At 66.3% G+C, this 19660-nt stretch carries 22 protein-coding genes; 8 read left to right on the top strand and 14 right to left on the bottom strand.

Going from position 1 to position 19660, the window contains the following annotated elements:
- Positions 1–2: 2 nt before the first annotated feature.
- Positions 3–1643, bottom strand: a complete 1641-nt coding sequence (locus ACFW6D_RS29135) for a CocE/NonD family hydrolase (protein ID WP_379333370.1) — start codon at positions 1641–1643, stop codon at positions 3–5.
- A 58-nt stretch (positions 1644–1701) separates the two neighbouring features.
- On the bottom strand, positions 1702–2610 hold the full coding sequence (locus ACFW6D_RS29130; RefSeq protein WP_379333368.1) for an SDR family NAD(P)-dependent oxidoreductase: 909 nt from the start codon (positions 2608–2610) through the stop codon (positions 1702–1704).
- 44 nt (positions 2611–2654) lie between these two features.
- Between ACFW6D_RS29130 and ACFW6D_RS29125 the strand changes: the two genes are divergently transcribed.
- On the top strand, positions 2655–3242 hold the full coding sequence (locus tag ACFW6D_RS29125; RefSeq protein WP_379333366.1) for a TetR family transcriptional regulator: 588 nt from the start codon (positions 2655–2657) through the stop codon (positions 3240–3242).
- A 36-nt stretch (positions 3243–3278) separates the two neighbouring features.
- Here ACFW6D_RS29125 and ACFW6D_RS29120 read toward each other — a convergent pair whose 3' ends face one another.
- Positions 3279–3755 carry a DoxX family protein gene (locus ACFW6D_RS29120; RefSeq protein ID WP_379333365.1) on the bottom strand — a complete coding sequence of 159 codons (477 nt, stop codon included), beginning with the start codon at positions 3753–3755 and terminating at the stop codon, positions 3279–3281.
- Positions 3756–3859: 104 nt separating this feature from the next.
- On the opposite strand from ACFW6D_RS29120, the gene ACFW6D_RS29115 reads away from it, so the two are divergent.
- Positions 3860–4792 carry a LysR family transcriptional regulator gene (locus tag ACFW6D_RS29115; protein ID WP_379333363.1) on the top strand — a complete coding sequence of 311 codons (933 nt, stop codon included), beginning with the start codon at positions 3860–3862 and terminating at the stop codon, positions 4790–4792.
- A 13-nt stretch (positions 4793–4805) separates the two neighbouring features.
- On the opposite strand, the gene ACFW6D_RS29110 is transcribed toward ACFW6D_RS29115, so the two are convergent.
- The 6 genes from ACFW6D_RS29110 to ACFW6D_RS29085 all read right to left on the bottom strand — a co-directional run bounded on the left by ACFW6D_RS29110 (position 4806) and on the right by ACFW6D_RS29085 (position 8911).
- Positions 4806–5420 carry an SMI1/KNR4 family protein gene (locus ACFW6D_RS29110; RefSeq protein WP_379333361.1) on the bottom strand — a complete coding sequence of 205 codons (615 nt, stop codon included), beginning with the start codon at positions 5418–5420 and terminating at the stop codon, positions 4806–4808.
- 134 nt (positions 5421–5554) lie between these two features.
- Entirely contained in the window at positions 5555–5983 is a 429-nt protein-coding gene (gene arfB / locus ACFW6D_RS29105; RefSeq protein ID WP_379333359.1) for an alternative ribosome rescue aminoacyl-tRNA hydrolase ArfB, read from the bottom strand.
- A gap of 115 nt (positions 5984–6098) precedes the next feature.
- Positions 6099–6521: a hypothetical protein gene (locus ACFW6D_RS29100; RefSeq protein WP_379333357.1), complete on the bottom strand. Its 423-nt coding sequence runs from the start codon at positions 6519–6521 to the stop codon at positions 6099–6101.
- A gap of 13 nt (positions 6522–6534) precedes the next feature.
- On the bottom strand, positions 6535–7674 hold the full coding sequence (locus tag ACFW6D_RS29095) for a protein kinase family protein (RefSeq protein ID WP_379333355.1): 1140 nt from the start codon (positions 7672–7674) through the stop codon (positions 6535–6537).
- A gap of 213 nt (positions 7675–7887) precedes the next feature.
- Positions 7888–8355 carry a hypothetical protein gene (locus ACFW6D_RS29090; RefSeq protein ID WP_379333353.1) on the bottom strand — a complete coding sequence of 156 codons (468 nt, stop codon included), beginning with the start codon at positions 8353–8355 and terminating at the stop codon, positions 7888–7890.
- Positions 8356–8506: 151 nt separating this feature from the next.
- Positions 8507–8911 (bottom strand): winged helix-turn-helix transcriptional regulator, encoded by a 405-nt coding sequence (locus ACFW6D_RS29085; RefSeq protein ID WP_379333351.1) that lies wholly within the window; start codon positions 8909–8911, stop codon positions 8507–8509.
- Positions 8912–8974: 63 nt separating this feature from the next.
- Here ACFW6D_RS29085 and ACFW6D_RS29080 point away from each other — a divergent pair, with 63 nt between their 5' ends.
- On the top strand, positions 8975–9820 hold the full coding sequence (locus ACFW6D_RS29080; protein WP_379333349.1) for an NAD(P)H-binding protein: 846 nt from the start codon (positions 8975–8977) through the stop codon (positions 9818–9820).
- Positions 9821–10110: 290 nt separating this feature from the next.
- Here ACFW6D_RS29080 and ACFW6D_RS29075 read toward each other — a convergent pair whose 3' ends face one another.
- Positions 10111–10566, bottom strand: coding sequence for an SgcJ/EcaC family oxidoreductase (locus ACFW6D_RS29075; RefSeq protein WP_379333347.1), 456 nt, complete (start codon positions 10564–10566; stop codon positions 10111–10113).
- Positions 10567–10652: 86 nt separating this feature from the next.
- On the opposite strand from ACFW6D_RS29075, the gene ACFW6D_RS29070 reads away from it, so the two are divergent.
- Positions 10653–11126 carry a MarR family winged helix-turn-helix transcriptional regulator gene (locus ACFW6D_RS29070; protein WP_379333345.1) on the top strand — a complete coding sequence of 158 codons (474 nt, stop codon included), beginning with the start codon at positions 10653–10655 and terminating at the stop codon, positions 11124–11126.
- A 170-nt stretch (positions 11127–11296) separates the two neighbouring features.
- Here ACFW6D_RS29070 and glnA read toward each other — a convergent pair whose 3' ends face one another.
- Positions 11297–12733, bottom strand: a complete 1437-nt coding sequence (gene glnA / locus ACFW6D_RS29065; protein WP_379239142.1) for a type I glutamate--ammonia ligase — start codon at positions 12731–12733, stop codon at positions 11297–11299.
- Positions 12734–13021: 288 nt separating this feature from the next.
- On the opposite strand from glnA, the gene ACFW6D_RS29060 reads away from it, so the two are divergent.
- Positions 13022–13477, top strand: a complete 456-nt coding sequence (locus tag ACFW6D_RS29060) for an RDD family protein (RefSeq protein ID WP_379333343.1) — start codon at positions 13022–13024, stop codon at positions 13475–13477.
- Positions 13478–13533: 56 nt separating this feature from the next.
- Here the strand turns inward: ACFW6D_RS29060 and ACFW6D_RS29055 are convergent, their stop codons facing one another.
- Positions 13534–14277 (bottom strand): DUF4191 domain-containing protein, encoded by a 744-nt coding sequence (locus tag ACFW6D_RS29055; protein WP_379333341.1) that lies wholly within the window; start codon positions 14275–14277, stop codon positions 13534–13536.
- 119 nt (positions 14278–14396) lie between these two features.
- Here ACFW6D_RS29055 and ACFW6D_RS29050 point away from each other — a divergent pair, with 119 nt between their 5' ends.
- Genes ACFW6D_RS29050 through ACFW6D_RS29040 form a run of 3 tightly spaced genes read left to right on the top strand, consistent with a single transcriptional unit; the run spans position 14397 to position 17143 of the window.
- Positions 14397–15815, top strand: coding sequence for a M20/M25/M40 family metallo-hydrolase (locus ACFW6D_RS29050; RefSeq protein WP_379333339.1), 1419 nt, complete (start codon positions 14397–14399; stop codon positions 15813–15815).
- Entirely contained in the window at positions 15812–16648 is an 837-nt protein-coding gene (locus ACFW6D_RS29045; RefSeq protein ID WP_379333337.1) for an alpha/beta hydrolase, read from the top strand. Before ACFW6D_RS29050 ends, ACFW6D_RS29045 begins: the two co-directional genes overlap by 4 nt.
- A gap of 33 nt (positions 16649–16681) precedes the next feature.
- Entirely contained in the window at positions 16682–17143 is a 462-nt protein-coding gene (locus tag ACFW6D_RS29040; protein WP_379333335.1) for a 6,7-dimethyl-8-ribityllumazine synthase, read from the top strand.
- On the opposite strand, the gene ACFW6D_RS29035 is transcribed toward ACFW6D_RS29040, so the two are convergent.
- Both ACFW6D_RS29035 and ACFW6D_RS29030 read right to left on the bottom strand, forming a co-directional pair.
- A complete protein-coding gene (locus ACFW6D_RS29035; RefSeq protein ID WP_379333333.1) occupies positions 17136–18581 on the bottom strand; it encodes a metallopeptidase in 1446 nt (481 codons plus the stop codon). The two genes, ACFW6D_RS29040 and ACFW6D_RS29035, sit on opposite strands and share 8 nt — an antisense overlap.
- Positions 18582–18656: 75 nt before the next feature.
- Entirely contained in the window at positions 18657–19607 is a 951-nt protein-coding gene (locus ACFW6D_RS29030; protein WP_379333331.1) for an endonuclease/exonuclease/phosphatase family protein, read from the bottom strand.
- Positions 19608–19660 lie beyond the last annotated feature (53 nt).

The following is a 19660-nucleotide window of genomic DNA, read 5'->3' as shown; positions in this document are numbered from 1 at the left end:
GCTCACCCGATCGGGGCAAGCTCGATGCGAAGCGTGGGGTCGTTCAACATGTCCGGCTGGAGTGCGATCGCTTCCGCTGTTCGCCACCTCGCGTGCCAGGTGGGAACGCCGCCGGGCAGATTCAGCTCGCGCGGCGTGGTGAGCAGGGGCAGATCCAGGCGAGCGGAAGTGACGGTGACGGTCGCGTTCGTCGGCGTGTGCGACCACACGTCGTCGACCGCGTTGGTGATTCGGACACCCAGTCGGTGGCCGGTGGCCAGGCGGGCGTCTTGCCAGAGCAGCCGTACCGCGGATTCAGCACGGACCTGAGCGATGCCGCGGGTGATGACGGTGGCGTGACCGTCGGGCGCGATGTCGTAAAGCTCCAGTGCGACAGTCGCTTCGGGCGGGCCGGACAGGGTCAGCGCGGCGGTGGCTCGGCCTGCGAGGTGGACAGGCTCGGATACCGGCGCCGAGATCGACCAGATTTCGCGGTCAGCACCGGGTAGCAGACCACGATCGCTGTAGGCACCGGTGCGCAATGTGACCGACTCGCTCCGGGAATCCGTTGGCGGCCAGACGGTTTCGCTGCGCCATCCACCGTCGAACTGGCCCACGGTCACGGGCGGACCCGGCACCTCGACATCGGCACCCGCCACGTGTTTGTCCAGGAAGGCGTAGAGCTCCGAGGCGAAGTGGGGTGTGGCGCACCTTTCGCTGCAGTCCGAATGGCCCCACTGCCCGAACCAGGCGCGGTGCTCGCCAGGGCCTCTGGCTTCCCACGCCTCGATGATGCGGTCGGCTCGGGTGTTGGCATCGAGGAAGCCCTGGCCGAGGAACATCGGGATGGTGTTGCCGCGGACCGCCTCGACCATGTCGCGCTCGCGCCAGTCCGGGTTGGCGCCGTTGTGGTCGGTGGTGAGGGCGAGGTAGCGGGCGGCGCAGTCCTGTGTCATCGCCACGGCGTTGGCCTTGTATTCGTCGCTGTCGGCCGGGTGGCCGGGGGTCGACGCGACGGCCAGGTGTTCGGCGCCCGTGGTGTCGGCGGGGCGAATTCCGTCCTCGGTCAACGGTTTTCCGCCGAACTTCCACGCGGTGCCCTGCATGTAGAGGTAGGAGTACGGGTCGACAACCGGCGCGAATGCCGCCACCGCCGCCAGCCCCTTCGGCTTCGCGGCCAGCGCCATCATCCCGGTCCACCCCTCATACGACGTCCCGACCATGCCGACGCGACCCGTCGACCACGGCCTGCTCGCCGCCCACTCCACCGCCGCCGCCACATCCGACCGCTCCCCCGGACCACCGTAATCCGGGCACCCGTTGGACCCACCGAACCCGCGCAGATCGACGATCACATACGTGTATCCGGCCCGCAGCGCCCATTCGACCGGCAAGTTCTCGGTCGACGGCCCACCCTCCGGTCGCGGCAGGGACAGATATGCCAGATGCGCCCGATACGGACTGGCGGTGAGCAGCACCGGAGTTCGCTCGTCGGCCGCCACCCCGGGCGGTCGCAAGACGTCGGCATGCAGTCGTGTCCCGTCGGGCGCGGTGAAATACTCCTGCGTCCACGTGTACGCCGACTCGGCGCTCACCGGCGCCGCCATCCCGAGCACCAACGCCACCCCGACCACTACCCGAGCCGCCACCACACCCAATTTCACCCCCGGACTATTGCCGGTCCCCGGCCCGGCGTCCAGCCCCGATTATCCGGGGCGCCGATTATCGGCCCGCTCGAGCATCCAGCTCGGCGAGCAACTCCACACTGTCTCGATAGAGAGCCTGCTGCGCCGGTTCGTCACAGGACGCCGCGGAGGATCGCGCCGGTGCTCGGCGTACCAGATATTGACCGGTCATACCCTCGCGGTCCGGTGCCGCGACCAGCCAAGCGAGATCCGCACCGGACGCGCGCGGTGTGCGAACGCTAGGCAAGACGACAAGGGCGCGGGCGATCGTCCTCCAGGCAATCCGTTGGAAAGCGCTTGCGTCCCTGGCCAATCCGGTTCCCGGCATCAGGCCTGGATCGAACGCGTTCACCGTGATGCCACGCGGAGCCAGCTCGCGGGCGAGGTAGTACGCGGTCCGCACGTTCGCCAGCTTCGAGGTGGTATAGCGGCGGCGAGCGTCACGCTGGGCGGATTCGCTCGGCGATGGCGGGTAGGCCAGATCGCGTGCGGTGTCGTCCAGCGGGTGCGGCATCCCGGTGAACTGGTCGGGATCATGAGTTCCCGAGGACACCAAAATGATTCGGGCGGGCGCGGTGAAGTGGTCGAGCAGGTCGGTGATGAGGCCGAGGTGACCGAGGTGGTTGGTGGCGAAGGTCGCCTCCATGCCGTCCGCGGTGAGGGTTCTGCGGGTGAACTGCACGCCCGCGTTGCACACCAGACCGAACAGCGGTGGTCGGTCTGCGGCAACGAGTTCGGTGACGAACGCGCCGACCGACGCACGCGAGGACAGGTCGAGCGCCATCCCGTGTGCGCCGATCCTCGCGGCCATGTCGCGAGTTCGAGACGCATCGCGCCCGGTGATCACCACCGTGTTGCGCGGGTCGCGGGCGAGGTCCTTGGCACATTCGTAGCCGAGCCCGCTGGTACCGCCGGTCACCACGATCATTCTGTCACTTGATGTCATATGGCATAGTCTGCCATATTCTGACGCCATGCGACACTGTCTCGATGTCGCTGCGGGATCTCAAACGGGAACGGACCAGGCAGTCCATCGTCGACACCGCGTTCCGCCTGTTCGCCGAACGAGGCTTCGACGGCGTCACGGTCGCCGAGATCGCGGCCGCCGCGGAAGTCGGCACCCGCACCCTGCACCGCTACTTCGCCAGCAAAGAAGAACTGGTCTTCCCCGAAGACGACGACCTGCGCGCCGACCTGACCCGCCTACTCGCCGAACGCCCTGCCGGCGAACACCCCGAAACCACCCTCGCCGTCGTCATCGGGCCCCTGATCGACAGATTCGGCGGCGAACAACTCACCACAGCACGCACCCGCGACGCCCTGATCGCCGACTCCCCCGCCCTGCGCGCCCGCGACCTGGCCAAACAAGCCGCCGTGGAACAGCTCATCGAACAGCATCTGGCCCGCCAGCTCGGCGTCGCCCTCGATTCCGATGTCCGCCCAGCACTCTGGGCCAAGATCGGTATCGCATGTTTCTTCTCCGCGTACCGAGTCTGGCTCGCGCAGGGCGGCGACCTCGCCGACCATCTCGCCGCCGCCCGCGCGGCACTGGCCGATTCTGTTGCGCGACACCCATGATGGGTGCTCGAACCCGACTTCGACCTCGGCAATGCCTCAAATACCGCTTCGCTGGCGCGCCGACGATCGGGTGGAGCTCGACCTGCTCAGCCGGTCGACGACGAGCTGGTCGACGCTGAATCGTCCCGGCCCCGTCAACAGCAATGCCAACGACGCAGCACCGAGAATCAGGACGAATTCGTATCCGCCGTTCTCGACGAAGAATCCGTTCGACGCATGCGCGAAGATCCACGCGCCACCCATGATGAACACATATCCGGCAGCGACGACGCGGGTGAGGGCACCCGCGATGAACAGTAGCGAACCGAAGGTCAGCCAGATCGGCACGAACCGACCACTCATCTCGTTGAGGGGAATGCCGGCCTCGCCCTGCATCGCGACGATGTTCGATAGTCCGGTCTGAAAATCATCGAGCCCGTGCACCAGGAACACGACCGCGATCCCTAGCCGCAGAACAAGCTTCCCTGCGTCATCGGCGAGCGGTGAACTATCGGTGAGCAATGTGGTCTTCATTGTTGGCCTTCCGCACTGAACCGGATGTTTCGGACATGTCCATCGCAACAGAGGACTGTCCGCCGAGGAAGGACAGATCGGGTTGCCGCCTATACCCTCGGGGTATGGGGGATCTCGAAGTGAGAGAACTTCGATACTTCGTCGCCGTCGCCGAGCACTCGACGTTCTCGGGTGCCGCGGCGGCACTGGGAATGGCGCAGCCACCACTCTCGCGAGCGATCCGTCTGCTCGAACGGCGACTCGGCGTCGAGCTCTTCCTCCGGAGCGCACAGGGCGTCACCCTGACCGACGCGGGACAGACGTTGCTCGACGAGTCGTTTCGCGCGCTGGCCGCCATCGAGTCGGCGGCGGCCCGCACTCAGCGCGCAGGAATGAACCGATCGACGCTGGTCGCGGCCGCGAAACCTGGAATGGCATCCGGTTTGTTGAGGCGCGCCATCGACGCATTCGCTGGGGCGCACGAGAGTCCGGTGGTGGAGATCCTCGTCGCTGGCCACCGCCGCCAAGCCGACATGGTGCGCGACGGTCGAGCTGACGTCGCGATCGTCGGGTCGCCGTTCGACAGCCGTGGCCTCGAATCCGAGGTGCTCACCGAGGAGCCCCGCATCGCGGTGGTCGCCGCCGACCACCGCCTTGCCGCCCGGCGCGAACTGCGCTGCCGAGATCTGCTCGGCGAGACCATCCCGGTATTCCAGGACGCCACCCCGGACGAACGCCTCTACTGGTCCGGTCGGGACCTGCGCAATCCCGTCGAGTTCGCCGAACCAGTCGAAGCCCGCACCACCGAGGTAGGTGACATCACCCAGGTCATCGAGCTCGTCGCGCTGGGACACGCGGTCGCCCTGCTGCCACTGTCTGTGGCGAATGCCTATCCACGGACAGACATCGTCCACCTCCCCACCATCGACGCGAGCCCGCATGTGAACTCGGTCGTGTGGCCGGCGGGATCGAGATCGCGATCGGTGGCCGAATTCGTCTGTTTCACAGTCGAATTCGCCAGGACAGAGCAGGCAAGCCTGCGCCGCGGCGCTTCCTGACACCGGCGCGTTCTCACAGCCAGTACAGGCAGATCTTCCCGGAGAGATGCGACTCCCGCACGCTGGGGGTCATGCCGTGAAAGGGGGTGCGGGTGTTGAGGGAGTCAGCGAGGGCGGCGAAGAATTCGAGCAGCGTGTCGGCCCACAGGGTGCCTTCGAAAGCGCCTGAGCCGATACCCAATTCGATGACGTGACCGTAGGTCGGTCCGGGGCGGTGCTCGACGAACAAGATGCCGGCGTCGATGGAGTGTGCGATCGGAACCCATTGGTGGGCATGGCCGTAGAGGTCTTCCTCGCCGATGCCCGATGCTCGGTTCTCGGCGCTGAAGGTGGTTCGCCACTCGTGCCCGGCGAGGATCTGGTCGACCGAGTCGAGCATGTACCCCATCGGCAGGAAGTCGACGCCTTCTGCGGAACCCCCGTATTCGGCGTACACAGTGCCGTTGTGATGTTCGAGCAGCGCACGGACATCGGGGTGCAGCGCGAAACCGTGGGCTGCTTCCAGGTGCGCGATCTGCTCGGCGGTGGCGCCCGGCTGTAGGGTCGCAACGGCGGTGGGCGAGTACACGCCGAGGAGATGGCGGAAACGGGTCCATACCTGGTCGAAGGTAGGTGGCGCGGGGGTCATACGGTAAGCCTTCACACTCAACTGTTCTGTGCAACAGTCCCTTTAGTACACGTCAGCCGCGCGTCCGTCACTACGATCTGGTAGCTGCCACGACGCCGACAGCGTCCGGCCGTTCTACTACCCGGCGATCAGAGCTAGTCGTCGGGCGAGGCGCGCCGGTTGCGTTTGGTGACGCCGCGACGCTTCTTCGCCGAAATCCGACGTTCCTTCGCTCCACGCGAAGGTTTGGTTGGGCGGCGAACCGGTGGCGGGGCGGCAGCGGCGTCACGCAGTAGCGAAGCCAGGCGTTCGCGGGCGGTAGCACGGTTCTGCAACTGCGCACGCTGCTCCGAAGCGGCAACCGTGAGTACCCCGTTGACCAGACGAGTAGCCAGACGGTCGAGCATCCGGGTGCGCAACCACTCCGGCACCGAGGGCGAATTGGCGAGGTCGAACGACAGCTCGACCCGGCTGTCGGTGGTGTTGACGTGCTGCCCTCCCGGACCCGACGACCGCGAGAACCGCTCGCGCAACTCGGACCCTGGTATCACCAGTCCCCGAGTCACGATCAGGTCCTCCGCCATGATCCGACGCCGTTCTCTCCGATTCGCGAGTCGACTCGACCATGTCGGTCCAGTAGCGAGCTTGCCGTTCACGATAGCGATGAGGTCGTCGACGTGCTGCGAGCAGGGCGTCTGTCTATTCGGGTCTGCGACGCAGAGTAGGGCACCCCGAAGCTGTCGACACCTCCGCGCTGGTGACGTAGCGGAGTTCTGCAGGCTTGCCGTCGACGCCGAGCATCACGACTTCGTAGACGAGTCCAGGTTGGCGTGGTCTGGGGATATCGTCAGCCGGTGGAGGAGGAAGGTAGTAGATGGCGCGGTTTCCGAGTTTGTTGACCGTGTAGTTGCGCGTTCCTGCGAGTGGGCCGTCGAGGAGGAGACCTGCACAGAAGGGGATCCGGGGTGCGTGGATAACGAGGTCCAGGTCGAAGCGGGTTTTGATCTCGTCATCGGTCAGGCCCGGCTCGATACGTCGGCTTCGGCCGTCATCGAGGAGGAGCAGGCGGCGACCCTCGTTATCTGGGGGAAGCGCGCTCACTACCCCAATTCGATCAGCCACGCCGCATTCTCCGTCAGGCCCTTCTCTGCTGAACGAACACAGAAACCTGGCCGTCCAGCAGGCGGCGTATTTCCTCGTCCGGATATAGGGTGCTCCGGCTCGTCTGCTGGAACGCAAGCATGAACGCCGACATCTCAGCGGCGATCGGCGACTGCCGGAGGAGAACTGCGGCAGCTCCCTCGGGGACGCCCTTCGGCGGCTGGCCTTCCGCGATGGCGCGCACCATCGCGGCGCGTGTCTGCCGGTCGTCCCGACGGAGCCCGTACAGGGCGGTGAGCAGCCAGTTCGACAGGTAGGTGGCGGTGAAGCCGCGGTCATAGCTCTGGTGCTGGTCGAAGAACGCGGCTTCCCGCGGCGCGAGGTCGAACCCGGCGGAGAGGGCGAGGCCGTAGTCGGCGAAGTAGAGGCGGTGACCGTCGGTCAGGATGTTGTGGAAGTGTGCGTCGAGGTGCAGGAGCCCGCGGCTGTTCATGAACGCGGTGCCCGCGGCAAGCTCGCGCTCCACCATGGCGCAGGCCCGGTCGGTGGCCGCGTCGCCCGCCTCGATCTGGGTGTTCAGCCATTCGTGCAGGGTTTGTGGGATGTACTCCAGGAACAGTGCGATGCTCGCCGAAGAGTCACGCACGGCCTCGATCCGGTGGCGGATCTGGGGTCGGCCGTCCCAGTAGGTGACGGCGCGATCGATGTCGGCGAGCTCGGTCGGCAGCGGCGTCGCGTCGGGCAGTACCCGCCAGTGGTACATCAGCGGGAAACTCTCGCCTTCGGCGGCGAGCACCCAATTCGTCGTCATGGTGTGTACGGCGAGCTCGCGCCAGGCCCCGAAGCCCGCTCCACCGATGAGGCCGACGCCGTAGTGGTAGAACATCGGCACATCGAACATGTTCGCGGTGGACCGGACGTGTTCCGGCTGCCGTTCCAGGTCGGTGAGGGGCACTCGCTTCACGAAAACCGGAGTTCCGGCGATCTCCAGCAGCGCTGACTTCCCGCCGATACCGGAACCGATCGGCACGGCCGCATCCACGAGCTCGCGCAGCGCGTGATCGCTGTGCAGGGCCAGGGCTGTGGAGACGGCACTGTGGGCGTGCAGACGTTCCGGGCGTGACATGTCACGGGTCGCCGCCGCGTCGCGGGATATCGCCTCTCTGCCGCGCATCACCACCTCCCCCTTCACTCGCGATTCCCCCGCAACAATATTCAGTCTGCCCGAGCGGAATTCCGGCACCGATCCGTTCGACCTGCTCGGTCGATTCCTTACCGAATGCGACTGCGTCGCTTGAACATTCGCATATTCCACGTCGCATGCTGATCGAATCGGTCACGACAGTACTTGAAATCCTTGCGGCGCAGTACTTTTCCAGTTTCGGTGTCAGTAAACCCGGAAGTTGGTGATGCTCGGGGTGTGGGGGAGGTCGGTGGTGAGGGTGAATTCGACTTGGCCCGGTCCGGTCACGAGGCGGAGGTTGCCTACGACAGGGGCCGACCAGAAGAAGGGTTGCCAGGCACCGAGGGACGTGGAGGCTTGGCCGGTGGCGCCGGTGTCGAGATTGCGCCAGTGGACTGTCGGGGCCAGGGTGCACCAGGGGGCGGGGACGCCGAAGACTTTCAGCCAGCCTTTGAGCTGGAGATCTACTGTGCCGGGGACGTCGCCGTCGGGGTAGACGTTGCCTACCGCCCAGACGTCGCCGGAGCAGCCGAGGCCGTGGGCGCCCGTAATGGTCATGGGGAGCTCGACCGGGATGTAGTTCGAGGCTGCGGCGGGCGCACTGGTGGCGATGAGCGCGGCTACTACCGCGCCACCGGCGAGGGCGATCTTGGCACTTTTCCGATGCGACATTTCAGCCTTTCAACTGCGATTGCTGCAAGGGCGATGGCACGAGGCTCGAATCCATTGTTACATCGGCTAGCGCATTAGCGTCGTTACCGCGGCGAACAAGAGATCCCCGGGCACCTGTGGCCCCGATGCCGAGCTCGACGAGTACTGCTGATCAGCTGGATCGAAGGTCGGCCCGGTCGTGTTTCGTGCGAGCTCGCGCGACATCGTCGGCGTGCCTGCGGATCCACGCCATGAACGGCTCCAGCGATTCGGCAAGGCTGTGTCCCAGCGGGGTGAGTTCGTAGCTCACTCGTGGCGGCGTAGCGGGTTCCACGGTGCGTGTGACCAGACCGTCGCGTACCAGCGTGCGCAATGTCTGCGAGAGCATTTTGTCGCTGATGCCCTCGATCTCGCTCTGTAGCTCGAAGAACCGTAATGGCCGCTCGCGCAAGATGTGCAGGATGGGGCTGACCCAGCGGCCTGCGAGGTCGACGGTCTCGCGCCACGCGCACTCGGGGTGAAATCCGTCACCCACGCCACCGGCATCGGACTGCGAGACCTGCGGGCCTACCGTCATTTCGGCAGCTTACCTCCAGGTAGGTCCTCGCCTGGGACTCGCTCGGCTGCCTACCCTCCTGGCATGTCGACAGTCGTTTTCGGAGCAAGTGGAAATGTCGGGCGCCATGTGGTGGGCCGCCTGAATTCCGTTGCCGCACACGTTCGAATGGTCAGCCGTGACCCCGATGCCGCTCGGTTTCCGATGGGGGCCGAGGTGGTCGCGGCCGATCTGGATCGGCCCGAAACGCTGCCTGCCGCTCTCGAAGGCGTAGACAATGCCTTCCTGTACGCGCGGCCCGCGGGACTGGACGGCTTCGTCGCGGCAGCCGAAGCTGCGGGGGTGCGCCACGTCGTGCTGCTGTCGTCCGCGGCGGCCACGGATCCCGACCCCGAGTCGAATCCGATTGCCTGGACGCACTTTCGGTGCGAGTCCGCGCTGCGAGACTCGACATTGACGTGGACGTTCCTGCGGCCCGGCATGTTCGCCACGAACCTGATCTGGTGGTGGCAGGAGTCCATCCGGAAACACGATGTGGTGCACCTGCCCTATCCCGATGCGCGGATAGCCGCCGTGCACGAAAAGGACTTGGCCGCAATGGCAGTCACGGCACTGACCGTGCCTGGACACCGCCAGGCCGCCTACCCGGTGACCGGACCCGAGGCGATCACCATGCGCGAACAGGTGCGCTACATCGCCGCGGCCGTCGGCCGGAACATCGCGGTCGTGGAGTCGTCGGTCGAACAGGCGCGGGCAGAGCTGGAGCGGACCGTGCCGCCGGTTGTCGCCACGGCGATCCTGGCAGGGTGGCGGGAGGCCACCGAGATCGCGCCCCCGGTGTCGACCACGGTCGCGGACGTTACCGGTTGTCCCGCACAAACTTTCGAGGAATGGGTACGCGACCATGCGGCCGACTTCAGTCGCGGTTGATGTCAGGCGGTGATGGCGTCTATCGCCGACACGGCGGGCTATAGGCCTGTCTCATTCGCTCTGCGTCGGTGTCCAGTCGCGGATTGCGGCGACGAACCGCCCCCAGTCCTGGCCGACCAGAGTGACCAGTGTGGGGCCGGTCCCTCGTCGGTGTAGTGCACGGTGTGGCCGCCGATATCGACGAATCGGCTGTCGAACGGGAACAGTTCGTCGTCGACCCAGCCGGGCCGCACGCTCTCGGTGATATCGGCCATGGCGGGCGGCTCGGTGGTGCGGTCAGCTTCTCGCGCTCACCGCTGGGCCGACGGGATCAGGCCGGGGGCCGTTTTGAAGGAGATCGCCTCCATCAGCGGTTTGCGTTTCGTGTTCTGGAACGCCGCGACGCGCCACTGCCCGGACGACTCGCGGACCAGGGTGTAGGTCTGCAGCTTGGTCAACTTCTTGGGGCGGGCGCCTTTGTACGAGTCGCCGCGTCCGGTGACCACGGCCGTGTCGGGGCCGAGGAATCGAACATCGAGGATTTCGTCGGCGAGCTGGGTTCCCTCGAGGTACTTGGCGAACAGCGTGCGGTGGCTTTCGACGATGTCACGCCGCCCCTGGTAGTAGGTGCCGACGAAGGTGATGTACGTGGCGTCCTGTGTGAAGGCCGCTCCGTAGGCCTCGGCGTCGTGGCGACGCCAGGCGTCTACGAGGCCGGCGATCACCTCGGTAACCGCGCGCCGATCGTCCTGGGTGCTGGTGGCCATGATTTCCTCCGGGTAGGGTTCAAGTTATCTGCATGCAGTAAGTATCTGCACGCGTGCAACTATCAGAGTAGGAGGCTTCGAGCTTCATGGCAACCAGTGCACAGCAGAACTCCGAAGAGGAGGTCTTCCGTGCCTACCTCGATGCCGTGGGACTGCACGGCATGGCAGGCGCGGCAGCGGCGGGACTACACGCTTCCGAGTGGTACGCGCTCAGCCAGCTCGCACTGGCAGGCACCCTGACCTCCGGACAGCTGTCGGAGCGAACCGGCCTGACGACCGGCGCGACCACCCGCCTCATCGACCGACTGGAACGGGCGGGTTACGTCCGCCGAACAGTCGACCCGACCGACCGCCGCAAGGTCGTCGTCGAGCCGGTCACCGAGGCTCTCGCGGGAATCGGTGAGCTGGTGGCACCCGCACGCCGCAGAATCGCCCAGGTCCTCGACCGCTACACACCGGAGCAGCGCGCAGTGCTCTTCGACTACTTCGCGCACGCCGCACCCGCCTTCCGTGAAGCAACCGAGGAGATTCGAGCAGGCCGATCGCAAACAGCCGAGTGATCACAGGGCCCGCAGCACGACGATTTACAGTCCGCCGATCCACGTCGAGTGTCATCACTGGTCGCAAACCTCGAAAAAGCACGAATCCCCCTGGCCGATAGCCAGGGGGATTCGCTGCGGACCTACTGCGGAAAGAAGGGGCTGTTTCACCCCTTCACGCAGGTCAACGATCACACGTCGTAGTAGAGCTCGAACTCGTACGGGTGCGGGCGCAGGTTGACCGGGGCGATTTCGTTGTCGCGCTTGAGCTGGATCCAGGTCTCGATGAGGTCGGGAGTGAACACGTTGCCCTCGGTGAGGTAATCGTGGTCGTTCTCCAGACGGTCGATGACCGCCGACAGGCTGGTGGGGGCCTGCGGGATGTTCTTGGCCTCCTCCGGCGGGAGCTCGTAGAGGTCCTTGTCGACCGGGGCCATCGGCTCGATCTTGTTCTTGATGCCGTCCAGGCCGGCCATCATCATGGCGGCGAAGGCCAGGTACGGGTTGCCCGAGGAGTCCGGCGCGCGGAACTCGATGCGCTTGGCCTTCGGGTTGTTGCCGGTCACCGGGATACGCACGGCGGCCGAGCGGTTGCGCTGCGAGTACACCAGGTTGATGGGGGCCTCGTAGCCCGGCACCAGACGGTGGTAGGAGTTCACGGTCGGGTTGGTGAACGCCAGCAGCGACGGGGCGTGGTGCAGGATGCCGCCGATGTAGTGACGCGCCAGGTCCGACAGGCCGCCGTAGCCGGCCTCGTCGTGGAACAGCGGCTTGCCGTCCTTCCACAGCGACTGGTGCACGTGCATGCCCGAGCCGTTGTCACCGAAGAGGGGCTTGGGCATGAAGGTGACCGACTTGCCGGCCTTCCACGCGGTGTTCTTCACGATGTACTTGAACAGCTGCAGGTCGTCCGCAGCCGAGAGCAGCGTGCCGAACTTGTAGTTGATCTCGGCCTGACCGGCGGTGCCGACCTCGTGGTGGCCGCGCTCGAGCTCGAAGCCCGCGTTCTGCAGGTTGGTCGAGATCTCGTCGCGCAGGTCGACGTAGTGGTCGTACGGGGCGACGGGGAAGTAACCACCCTTGTTCCGGACCTTGTAGCCGAGGTTGCGGCTGCCGTCCGGGTTGAACTCCTTGCCGGTGTTCCACGAACCCGAGACGGACTCGATCTCGTAGAACGAGCCGTTCATCTCCGAGCCGTAGCGGATGCCGTCGAAGATGTAGAACTCGGCCTCGGCACCGAAGAACGCGGTGTCGGCGATACCGGTCGAGCGCAGGAACTCCTCGGCCTTGCGCGCGATGTTGCGCGGGTCGCGGGAGTAGGCCTCACGGGTGAACGGGTCGTGCACGAAGAAGTTCATGTTGAGCGTCTTCGCGTTGCGGAACGGGTCGATCCGGGCGGTGCTGAAGTCGGGGAGCAGGAGCATGTCCGACTCGTCGATCGACTGGAAGCCACGCACCGAGGAGCCGTCGAACGCCAGACCCTCTTCCGCCAGGTCGGCGGTGAACGCCTTGGCCGGGATCGAGAAGTGCTGCTGGACGCCGGGCAGGTCGGAGAAGCGGATATCGACGTATTCGATGTCCTCTTCCTTGATGTACTGGATGACCTCTTCGGCCGTGCTGAACGTCACTTGCTCTCCTTACGAATCGGTTCCCAGCCAGTCGCGATGCTGGCCCTTTCGAACGACCTGCGCGCAGTCGCTACGAAGGGGTTCGTCGCGACCTGACGCTAAGGACGCGGTGTTTCCCAACAGTCAAGGCTGTGTTTCGCCAGTGTTACGCGAACCGGATGCCTGGGTGATGTCAGCCATCCGGGCGCGTCCTTCACGCTAATCCTGCCATCCGCGCGATCACGCGCTGACGTGACCTCCATTAATGCGGTCGTGGGCGGCCGATCGCGCGCCTCTATCCTGGGAGCCATGGCGCGTATTACCGGCACATGGCTCTCCGGCCCCCCGGCCGACCCCGGCGGCTCGGAAACACCCGGCTACCCGGGCGAGCTGTACGGGCTGCCGCGCGAGGGGGCAGGCTCGCTGGCACCGACCTGGCGCCGGGTGGTCGCGCTGTTCATCGACTGGTTCATGGCGGTCGGAGTCGCGGCGGTGATCACGGGCAGCTTCGTGTCGTCGTCGGTGCCGCTGCTGGTGTGGTTCGTGGTCGGCGTGGCAGCGGTGACGCTGTTCGGGTTCACGCCGGGCCAGTACTTCATGAAACTGCGAGTGATGCGGATCGACGCGGCCGTGCCGGTCGGGTTCGTGCGCGCGCTTGCCCGGCAGGTGCTCGTGGTGTTCGTGATCCCCGCCCTGTTCACCGACGCCGACGGTCGCGGCATGCACGACCAGGCCACCGGCACAGCACTGGTCAACGCCCGCTGAAACGCCGCGAGCCCGCCACCTGCGATCAGGTGACGGGCTCGTGACGATAGTGCGGATCAGCGGCGACGGATCGCGCGCTGCATGCCCTTCATCTTCGCGCCGGGGGGCATCGGGCCCTTCGGCATCGCGGGACCGCTGCGCGAGCTCAGGGCCGTGAGCCTGCCCTCGATCTGGTCGATCCGCTTGACGTCGATGTTGCGCGGCAGCTTGGTGAGGTGTTTCTGCAGCTCCTTGAGAGGAATCTGGCCTTCCTCGTTGCCGACGATGACTTCGTAGATGGGGGTGTCACCGACCAGGCGGGCGGTGCGCTTCTTCTCCTGCTGGATGAGCGACTTGACCCGCTGCGGCGAACCCTCGGCGACGAAGATCACGCCGGGCAGGCCGATGACGCGGTGCACGGCGTCGAGCTGGGTGGTCGCGGCGACGCCGTTGGCGACCCGCCACTTGCCCTGCAGGTTCTCCAACACCCACGCCGCGGCGCCCGCCTGACCTTCGGCCTTGCGGTACACGTTCTTCTGCACGCGGCGCCCGAACAGGATGAATGCCAGCAGCACACCCAGCAGCAGACCCAGCGGCAGCAGGAACCACTGCATGTCGAAGATCAGCCCGATGAGGAAGAAGATCACCGTGGTGCCGACCAGTGCGCCGATCATCAGCGGCAGCAGCGCCTTGTCTTCCTTGCGCTGCATGTTGAACGCCTGCCACAACTGCTGACGACGTTCGCGTGATGCCTGCTTACGGGCCGCTTTAGCCGCGGCCCTGGCTTCCTTCGACGGCTTGCCGCCCTTGCCTCCTGCCATGGTGTCAGCTTAGATGGCGCGTCGCCGGAGCGTCTGACCGCATCACACCGCACGACGATCCCGGCGTTTCGGGCGTCTTTGCCGGGCGCAGGGCGGCGTGGCGGGCCACAATGGCACGGATGCGCCCGATCACCGAAAACCCCGCCCTGTCCCCTGTCACCGAGGGCGTCGACGACGAGGTCGCCCGGCGGCTGGCCGTCGCGCTGCAGTGCGTGACGGTGTCGACCGAAGATCCCGCGCACACCGCCGACGCGGAGTTCGTCCGCCTGGCCGCCCACCTGGAAACCTCGTTTCCCCGCGTGCACACCGACCTGGCGTTGACCACCTTCGGGCACAGCAGGCTCTACCGCTGGGACGGCGCCGAGCCGGGCGCGGTGTCGGCGATCCTGCTCGGCCATCAGGACGTGGTGCCGGTCGACGACGAGCAACGCTGGACCCATCCCCCGTTCGCCGGTGTCGTCGACGACGAATTCATCTGGGGCCGTGGGGCGATCGACGACAAGAGCCGCGTATTGGCCGTGCTGGAAGCGGTCGAATCGGCCCTGGAAGCCGGAATTCGCCCGCGCCACACCATGTTCCTGGCCTTCGGGCACGACGAAGAGGTCTTCGGCGACGGCGGCGCGGTGCGGATGGCCCAGCACCTGCGCGACCAGAACGTGCGTGCCGAACTACTCCTCGACGAGGGCGGAGTGATCACCGAAGGTGTCGCCGACGGCGTCGACCGGCCGGTGGCCAGCATCATGCTCGGCGAGAAAGGCTATGCGACGGTGCGGCTTTCGGTCACCGAGACCGGCGGCCACTCCTCGATGCCGGGCAAGCAGACCGCGGTGGGACGGCTGGCACGCGCGGTCGCCCGGGTGCAGGATCATCCGATGCCGCTGCGGCTCACCCCGGTGATCAGCGACATGCTCGCCCGCATGCGCGAAGCGCTGCCCGAACCGCGACGCCGACTGCTCGAACTCACCGATGCGCGCGGGCTGTCCAAACTGACCGGACCGCTCATCGCCCGGATCATGGCGACCGGCCCGACCACCGAGGCCCTTGTTCGCACCACCACCGCACCCACGGTGATCAGCGGCGGAGTGAAGGCCAATGTGCTCCCGCAGAGCGCCGAGGCACTGGTGAATTTCCGTATCCTGCCCGGTGATTCGGTGGCGGCCGTGCTCGCGCACTGCACCCGGGTGATCCGCGATATCGGGGTGGCGATCGACCTCGTCGGACCCGCGTCGGAGCCCTCGCAGTTCAGCGAACCCGGACCGGCCTTCGACCTGATCGCCGAGCTGGCGTCGAGCCTGGTGCCCGGAATCGTGACGACCACCGGAATCGTGCCCGGCGCCACCGATTCACGCCACTACGACGGTCTGGCCGTCACCCGCTGCAATTTCGCGCCGATCGTGTTGACCTCGGCCGACCTCGAACGGATCCACGGAACCGACGAGCGGATCTCGCGACTCAACTACGCTCGCCTGATCGAGTTCAACCGGCGTCTCATCGAGCGGCTCGCCGCGGCGCCCGAAGCAACAGGAGCGCCACGATGACAACCGACACCGGCGAGTTCGCGGGCCACGGCGGCAAGATCGCCTGGCGCGCATGGCAACCCGAGAGTGCCCCGCGCGCGGTGGTGGTGCTGGTGCACGGCGTCGCCGAACATTCGGGACGCTACGAGCATGTCGGCGACGAGCTGGCCGCGGAAGGTTTCGCGGTCTACGCGCTCGACCACATCGGGCACGGTCTGTCCGAGGGCGCGGCCGCCAATATCGGTTCGATGCAGAGCGCCGCCGACAATGTCGCGGCGCTGCTCGATCTCGCGGGCACAGCCCATCCCGGTGTCCCCCGGTTCCTGCTCGGGCATTCGATGGGCAGCCTTGTCGTCCTGCATCAGGCGACCCGCGGACCAGTCGACGTGGCGGGCATCATCGTGTCCGCGCCGCCACTGGACATCGCGGTCGGCAACCCGCTCCAGCGCCTCGCCGCTCCCCTGCTCACCCGGTTCGCGCCGAATCTCGGTGTGCTGACCCTGGATTCATCCACGATCAGCCGCGATCCCGAGGTGGTGCGCGCCTACGACGACGACCCGCTGACCTTCCGCGGCAAGCTGCCCGCGCGCACCGCGGTGGAGATCCTGCAGCACACGGCACTGGTGAAGCAGCGGCTCGGCGCGCTCACCGCTCCCCTGCTGGTCCTGCACGGCACCGCCGATGTGATCGCGTCACCGTCGAGCGCCGATCTGCTCGAACGCGACGCGGGCTCGACCGATGTGACGGTGCTGCGCTACTCGGGACTGTTCCACGAGGTTTTCAACGAACCCGAGCGCGCGAAGGTGCTCGGCGACGTCACCGACTGGCTGTCAGCGCATGTTACCGACCGGTAGCTTTTCGTTGTGGTGACCTAGTAGACTCCGAGCATGACCACGTCTACCGGCGCCGTTGCCTTCATCCGGGCGAGCTGGCACAGCTCCATCGTCACCAAGGCGCACGAGGGTTTCCTCGCCGAATACACCGGCTTCGGGTTCGACCCCGATGTCGTCGAGGTGTTCGACGTCCCCGGCGCCTTCGAGATCCCGCTGCACGCCAAGCGCCTGGCCCGCACCGGCCGCTACGACGCGATCGTCGCCGCGGCGCTGGTTGTCGACGGCGGCATCTACCGCCACGACTTCGTCGCCTCCGCGGTGATCGACGGCCTGATGCGCGTGCAGCTCGACACCGATGTGCCGGTGTTCTCGGTGGTGCTCACCCCGCACCACTTCCACGAGCACAGCGAGCACGTGGACTACTACACCAACCACTTCGTGACAAAGGGAGCCGAGGCTGCCCGCGCGGTGGCGAACACCCTCAGCTCCCTACGGTCACTGCCCGCGGCTATTTGAACTGGTTCAGGCAGGCCTGTTCGCCGCTGAGGACGCCGGTGCGGAACGCCTCGAGGCGCTGATATCCGCTCGGCACCACCTTGCCGTCGACGTCGGAGGCGGCGAGTCCGTCGGCGAGCAGGCCCGAGACCGCTTCGTCGAGGTCACCGGCCGACAGGCGCGGATCACTGTTCGGCTCACTGAGTTTCGTGGTGAGCACGCCGGTCAGGCACGCGGTGCGCAGGCCCGCCGAGTCGGCGCCGGTCAGTGACAGCTTGCGATCCTGCTGCACCGCGAGGGCATAGCGGGACACGAATACCACGGCGGCGTTGTAGTCGCCGGTGACGACGGCCGACAGCGGTTCCTCCTTGGTGCTCGCACCCTCACCGGCCCGCTTGGCCATCGCCAGAATGTCGGTGCCGATGGTGTTCGAACCCGGGCAGTAGGACACCGGTTCGGTGGTGGTCGTCGACGAGCAGTTGCGGGTGACGCCGGCGTAGTCGAACTTCGGCGCGTTCTTCACCGGCATCGACTTGCCCAGCTGGTTGGCCAGGATCGTCAGGTTTTCCTTGTCCACCGGGAGTTGCTTGTCGCGTTCATCCTCTTCGAAGGTGACGGGCAGTCCGCTGCGACGCTTCTCGATCTCGGCCTCGTTGATGTCCTTGCAGGACTTGGCGCCGTCGGTGTAGCCCATCTGCACCGCGCTGACCCGCTCGAACGCCGAACCGTGCACGGCGTCGGGATCGTTGGGGTCACGGTCGCGCACGGCCACGGTCGCGCCGAGCACGCCGTTGAGGCCGTCGGTGGTGTTGAGCGTGAAGTGCTTCGAATTGCCTTCGGCCACATGGCGAAGGAACACACCGGCCAGGCAGTCGGCCTGCTGTTCCTTGACCAGCGCGTCGGTGAAGAAGCCGCGCAGCAGGTCGGCCTGTGACTGGATGGCGTGGCCGTACTCGTGGGCCAGCACCATCACCACCGACATCTCCTTGTACTTCTCGACCAGCAGCGGCAGCAGGACGGCGCGGTCCCAGCCGATGGTGTGGTCGAGCGGGCAGTAGGCGGCGTTGACCAGCTTGTAGGTGCTGGACTTACAGAACTGCACCGACTCCGCCTCGGTGGCGCGGGCCGACCACGAGATGACCTTCGAGGCGGGCTTGAAGTCGCCGCGGAAAGTCTTGGGGTACTCGGTCTTCCAGTACTCCTCGATGTCGGCGAGGGCGTTGAGAGCGAGCTTGTCGATCTTGCCGTTGTCCCCGTTCTCGGCCTTCTTGTCGGTGTCGGGCACACCGGGACGCGAACCGCTGGGGCCGGTGGACGACGCCGCGCCCGCCACCTCCCACGGGTTGTCCATGACCGGCTGTGCCTGGTCGCTCGCGACTGTGGTTGCACTACAACCGGATACGAGCATGCCGATACTCACCAAAGCTGCCATGGCCGCGCCGAACCGATGTCTTCTCACGCGCTGTCCTCCCCATAAAATGACGCGAACGCTGTGCGGTCCGCTATCGAGCGCTCACATGGTAAACGACTGGTGTCACAAGTCCATTCGGATCGTGGCCAGCACCGCGCGGTGGTCGGAGCCGGGGATGGTGAGGGTGCGGATCTGTTCTGCCACCCCACCTGCGACGAGAATGTGATCGATGCCGATCACCGGGCCCCACCGGCGATCGGCCGGGAAGGTGAGCAGGACACCGTCGCCGGTCTGGTCGGCGGCCGAGGCGAACGCACCGTCGAGCAGGGCACGGTAGGCCGAATGGTCGTGTGTCGCATTGAAATCCGCGCCGACGATCGCGGGCGCACTGGTGGCCGCGAGGATCTCGTCGATCTTGCGCATCTCCGCCGACCAGGCGGCGAAGTCGAGGTTCGGCGGGATCGGGTGGAAGGCGAACACCGGCATCGGGCCGCGCTGCGGGTGCTCCATGATCGCGGAGATATTGCTCATGGTGAAGCCGTCGTATTTCTTGGTGTCGCGCAACGGGTATCGGCTGTAGATGCCGGTGCCGCCACCACCGGATTCGGTGGCCTCGGTGTAGAAGTAGGGCAGTCGTTCTTCCAAGCCCGCCTCGCGCAAGCGCACGATGGAGTCGTGGGTCAGTTCCTCGACCGTGAGCACGTCGACGTTGTTGTCGCGCACCGTCGAGACGACCGCGTTCGGATCGGCCAGCCCGAAGAGAATATTCGACTGCAGCACAACGATTTCCGGCCCGGCGGCTGCCCTGGCCTCGGGAATGTAGGACGGCACCACCAACCACGCGGCACCGGCCAGCACCAGCGCCGCCGCCCCCGAGCTACGCCAACCCCGTGCGAGCAGCATCAGCACCAGCCCGACGACCGCGCCGAGCATCAACCACATCGCCCCCGAAGCCAGCAGCACCATCGACTTCTGCGACCAGTCCACGACGTGCAACACGATCCCGATCACCGCCGCGACGACCGCGCCCCACCCCAGTACGAGCAACGATCGCTGCACCCATTTACGCATCATGCGGCCACCCTAAGCGGGCTCACTTTCGACTCCCTTGTGACCGCCTTGAAGGT

The sequence above is a fragment of the Nocardia sp. NPDC058705 genome, assembly GCF_042749305.1.
GTDB lineage: Bacteria > Actinomycetota > Actinomycetes > Mycobacteriales > Mycobacteriaceae > Nocardia.
Note: the sequence above shows the minus strand (reverse complement) of the source record. Positions and strands in the feature narration are given on the sequence as shown.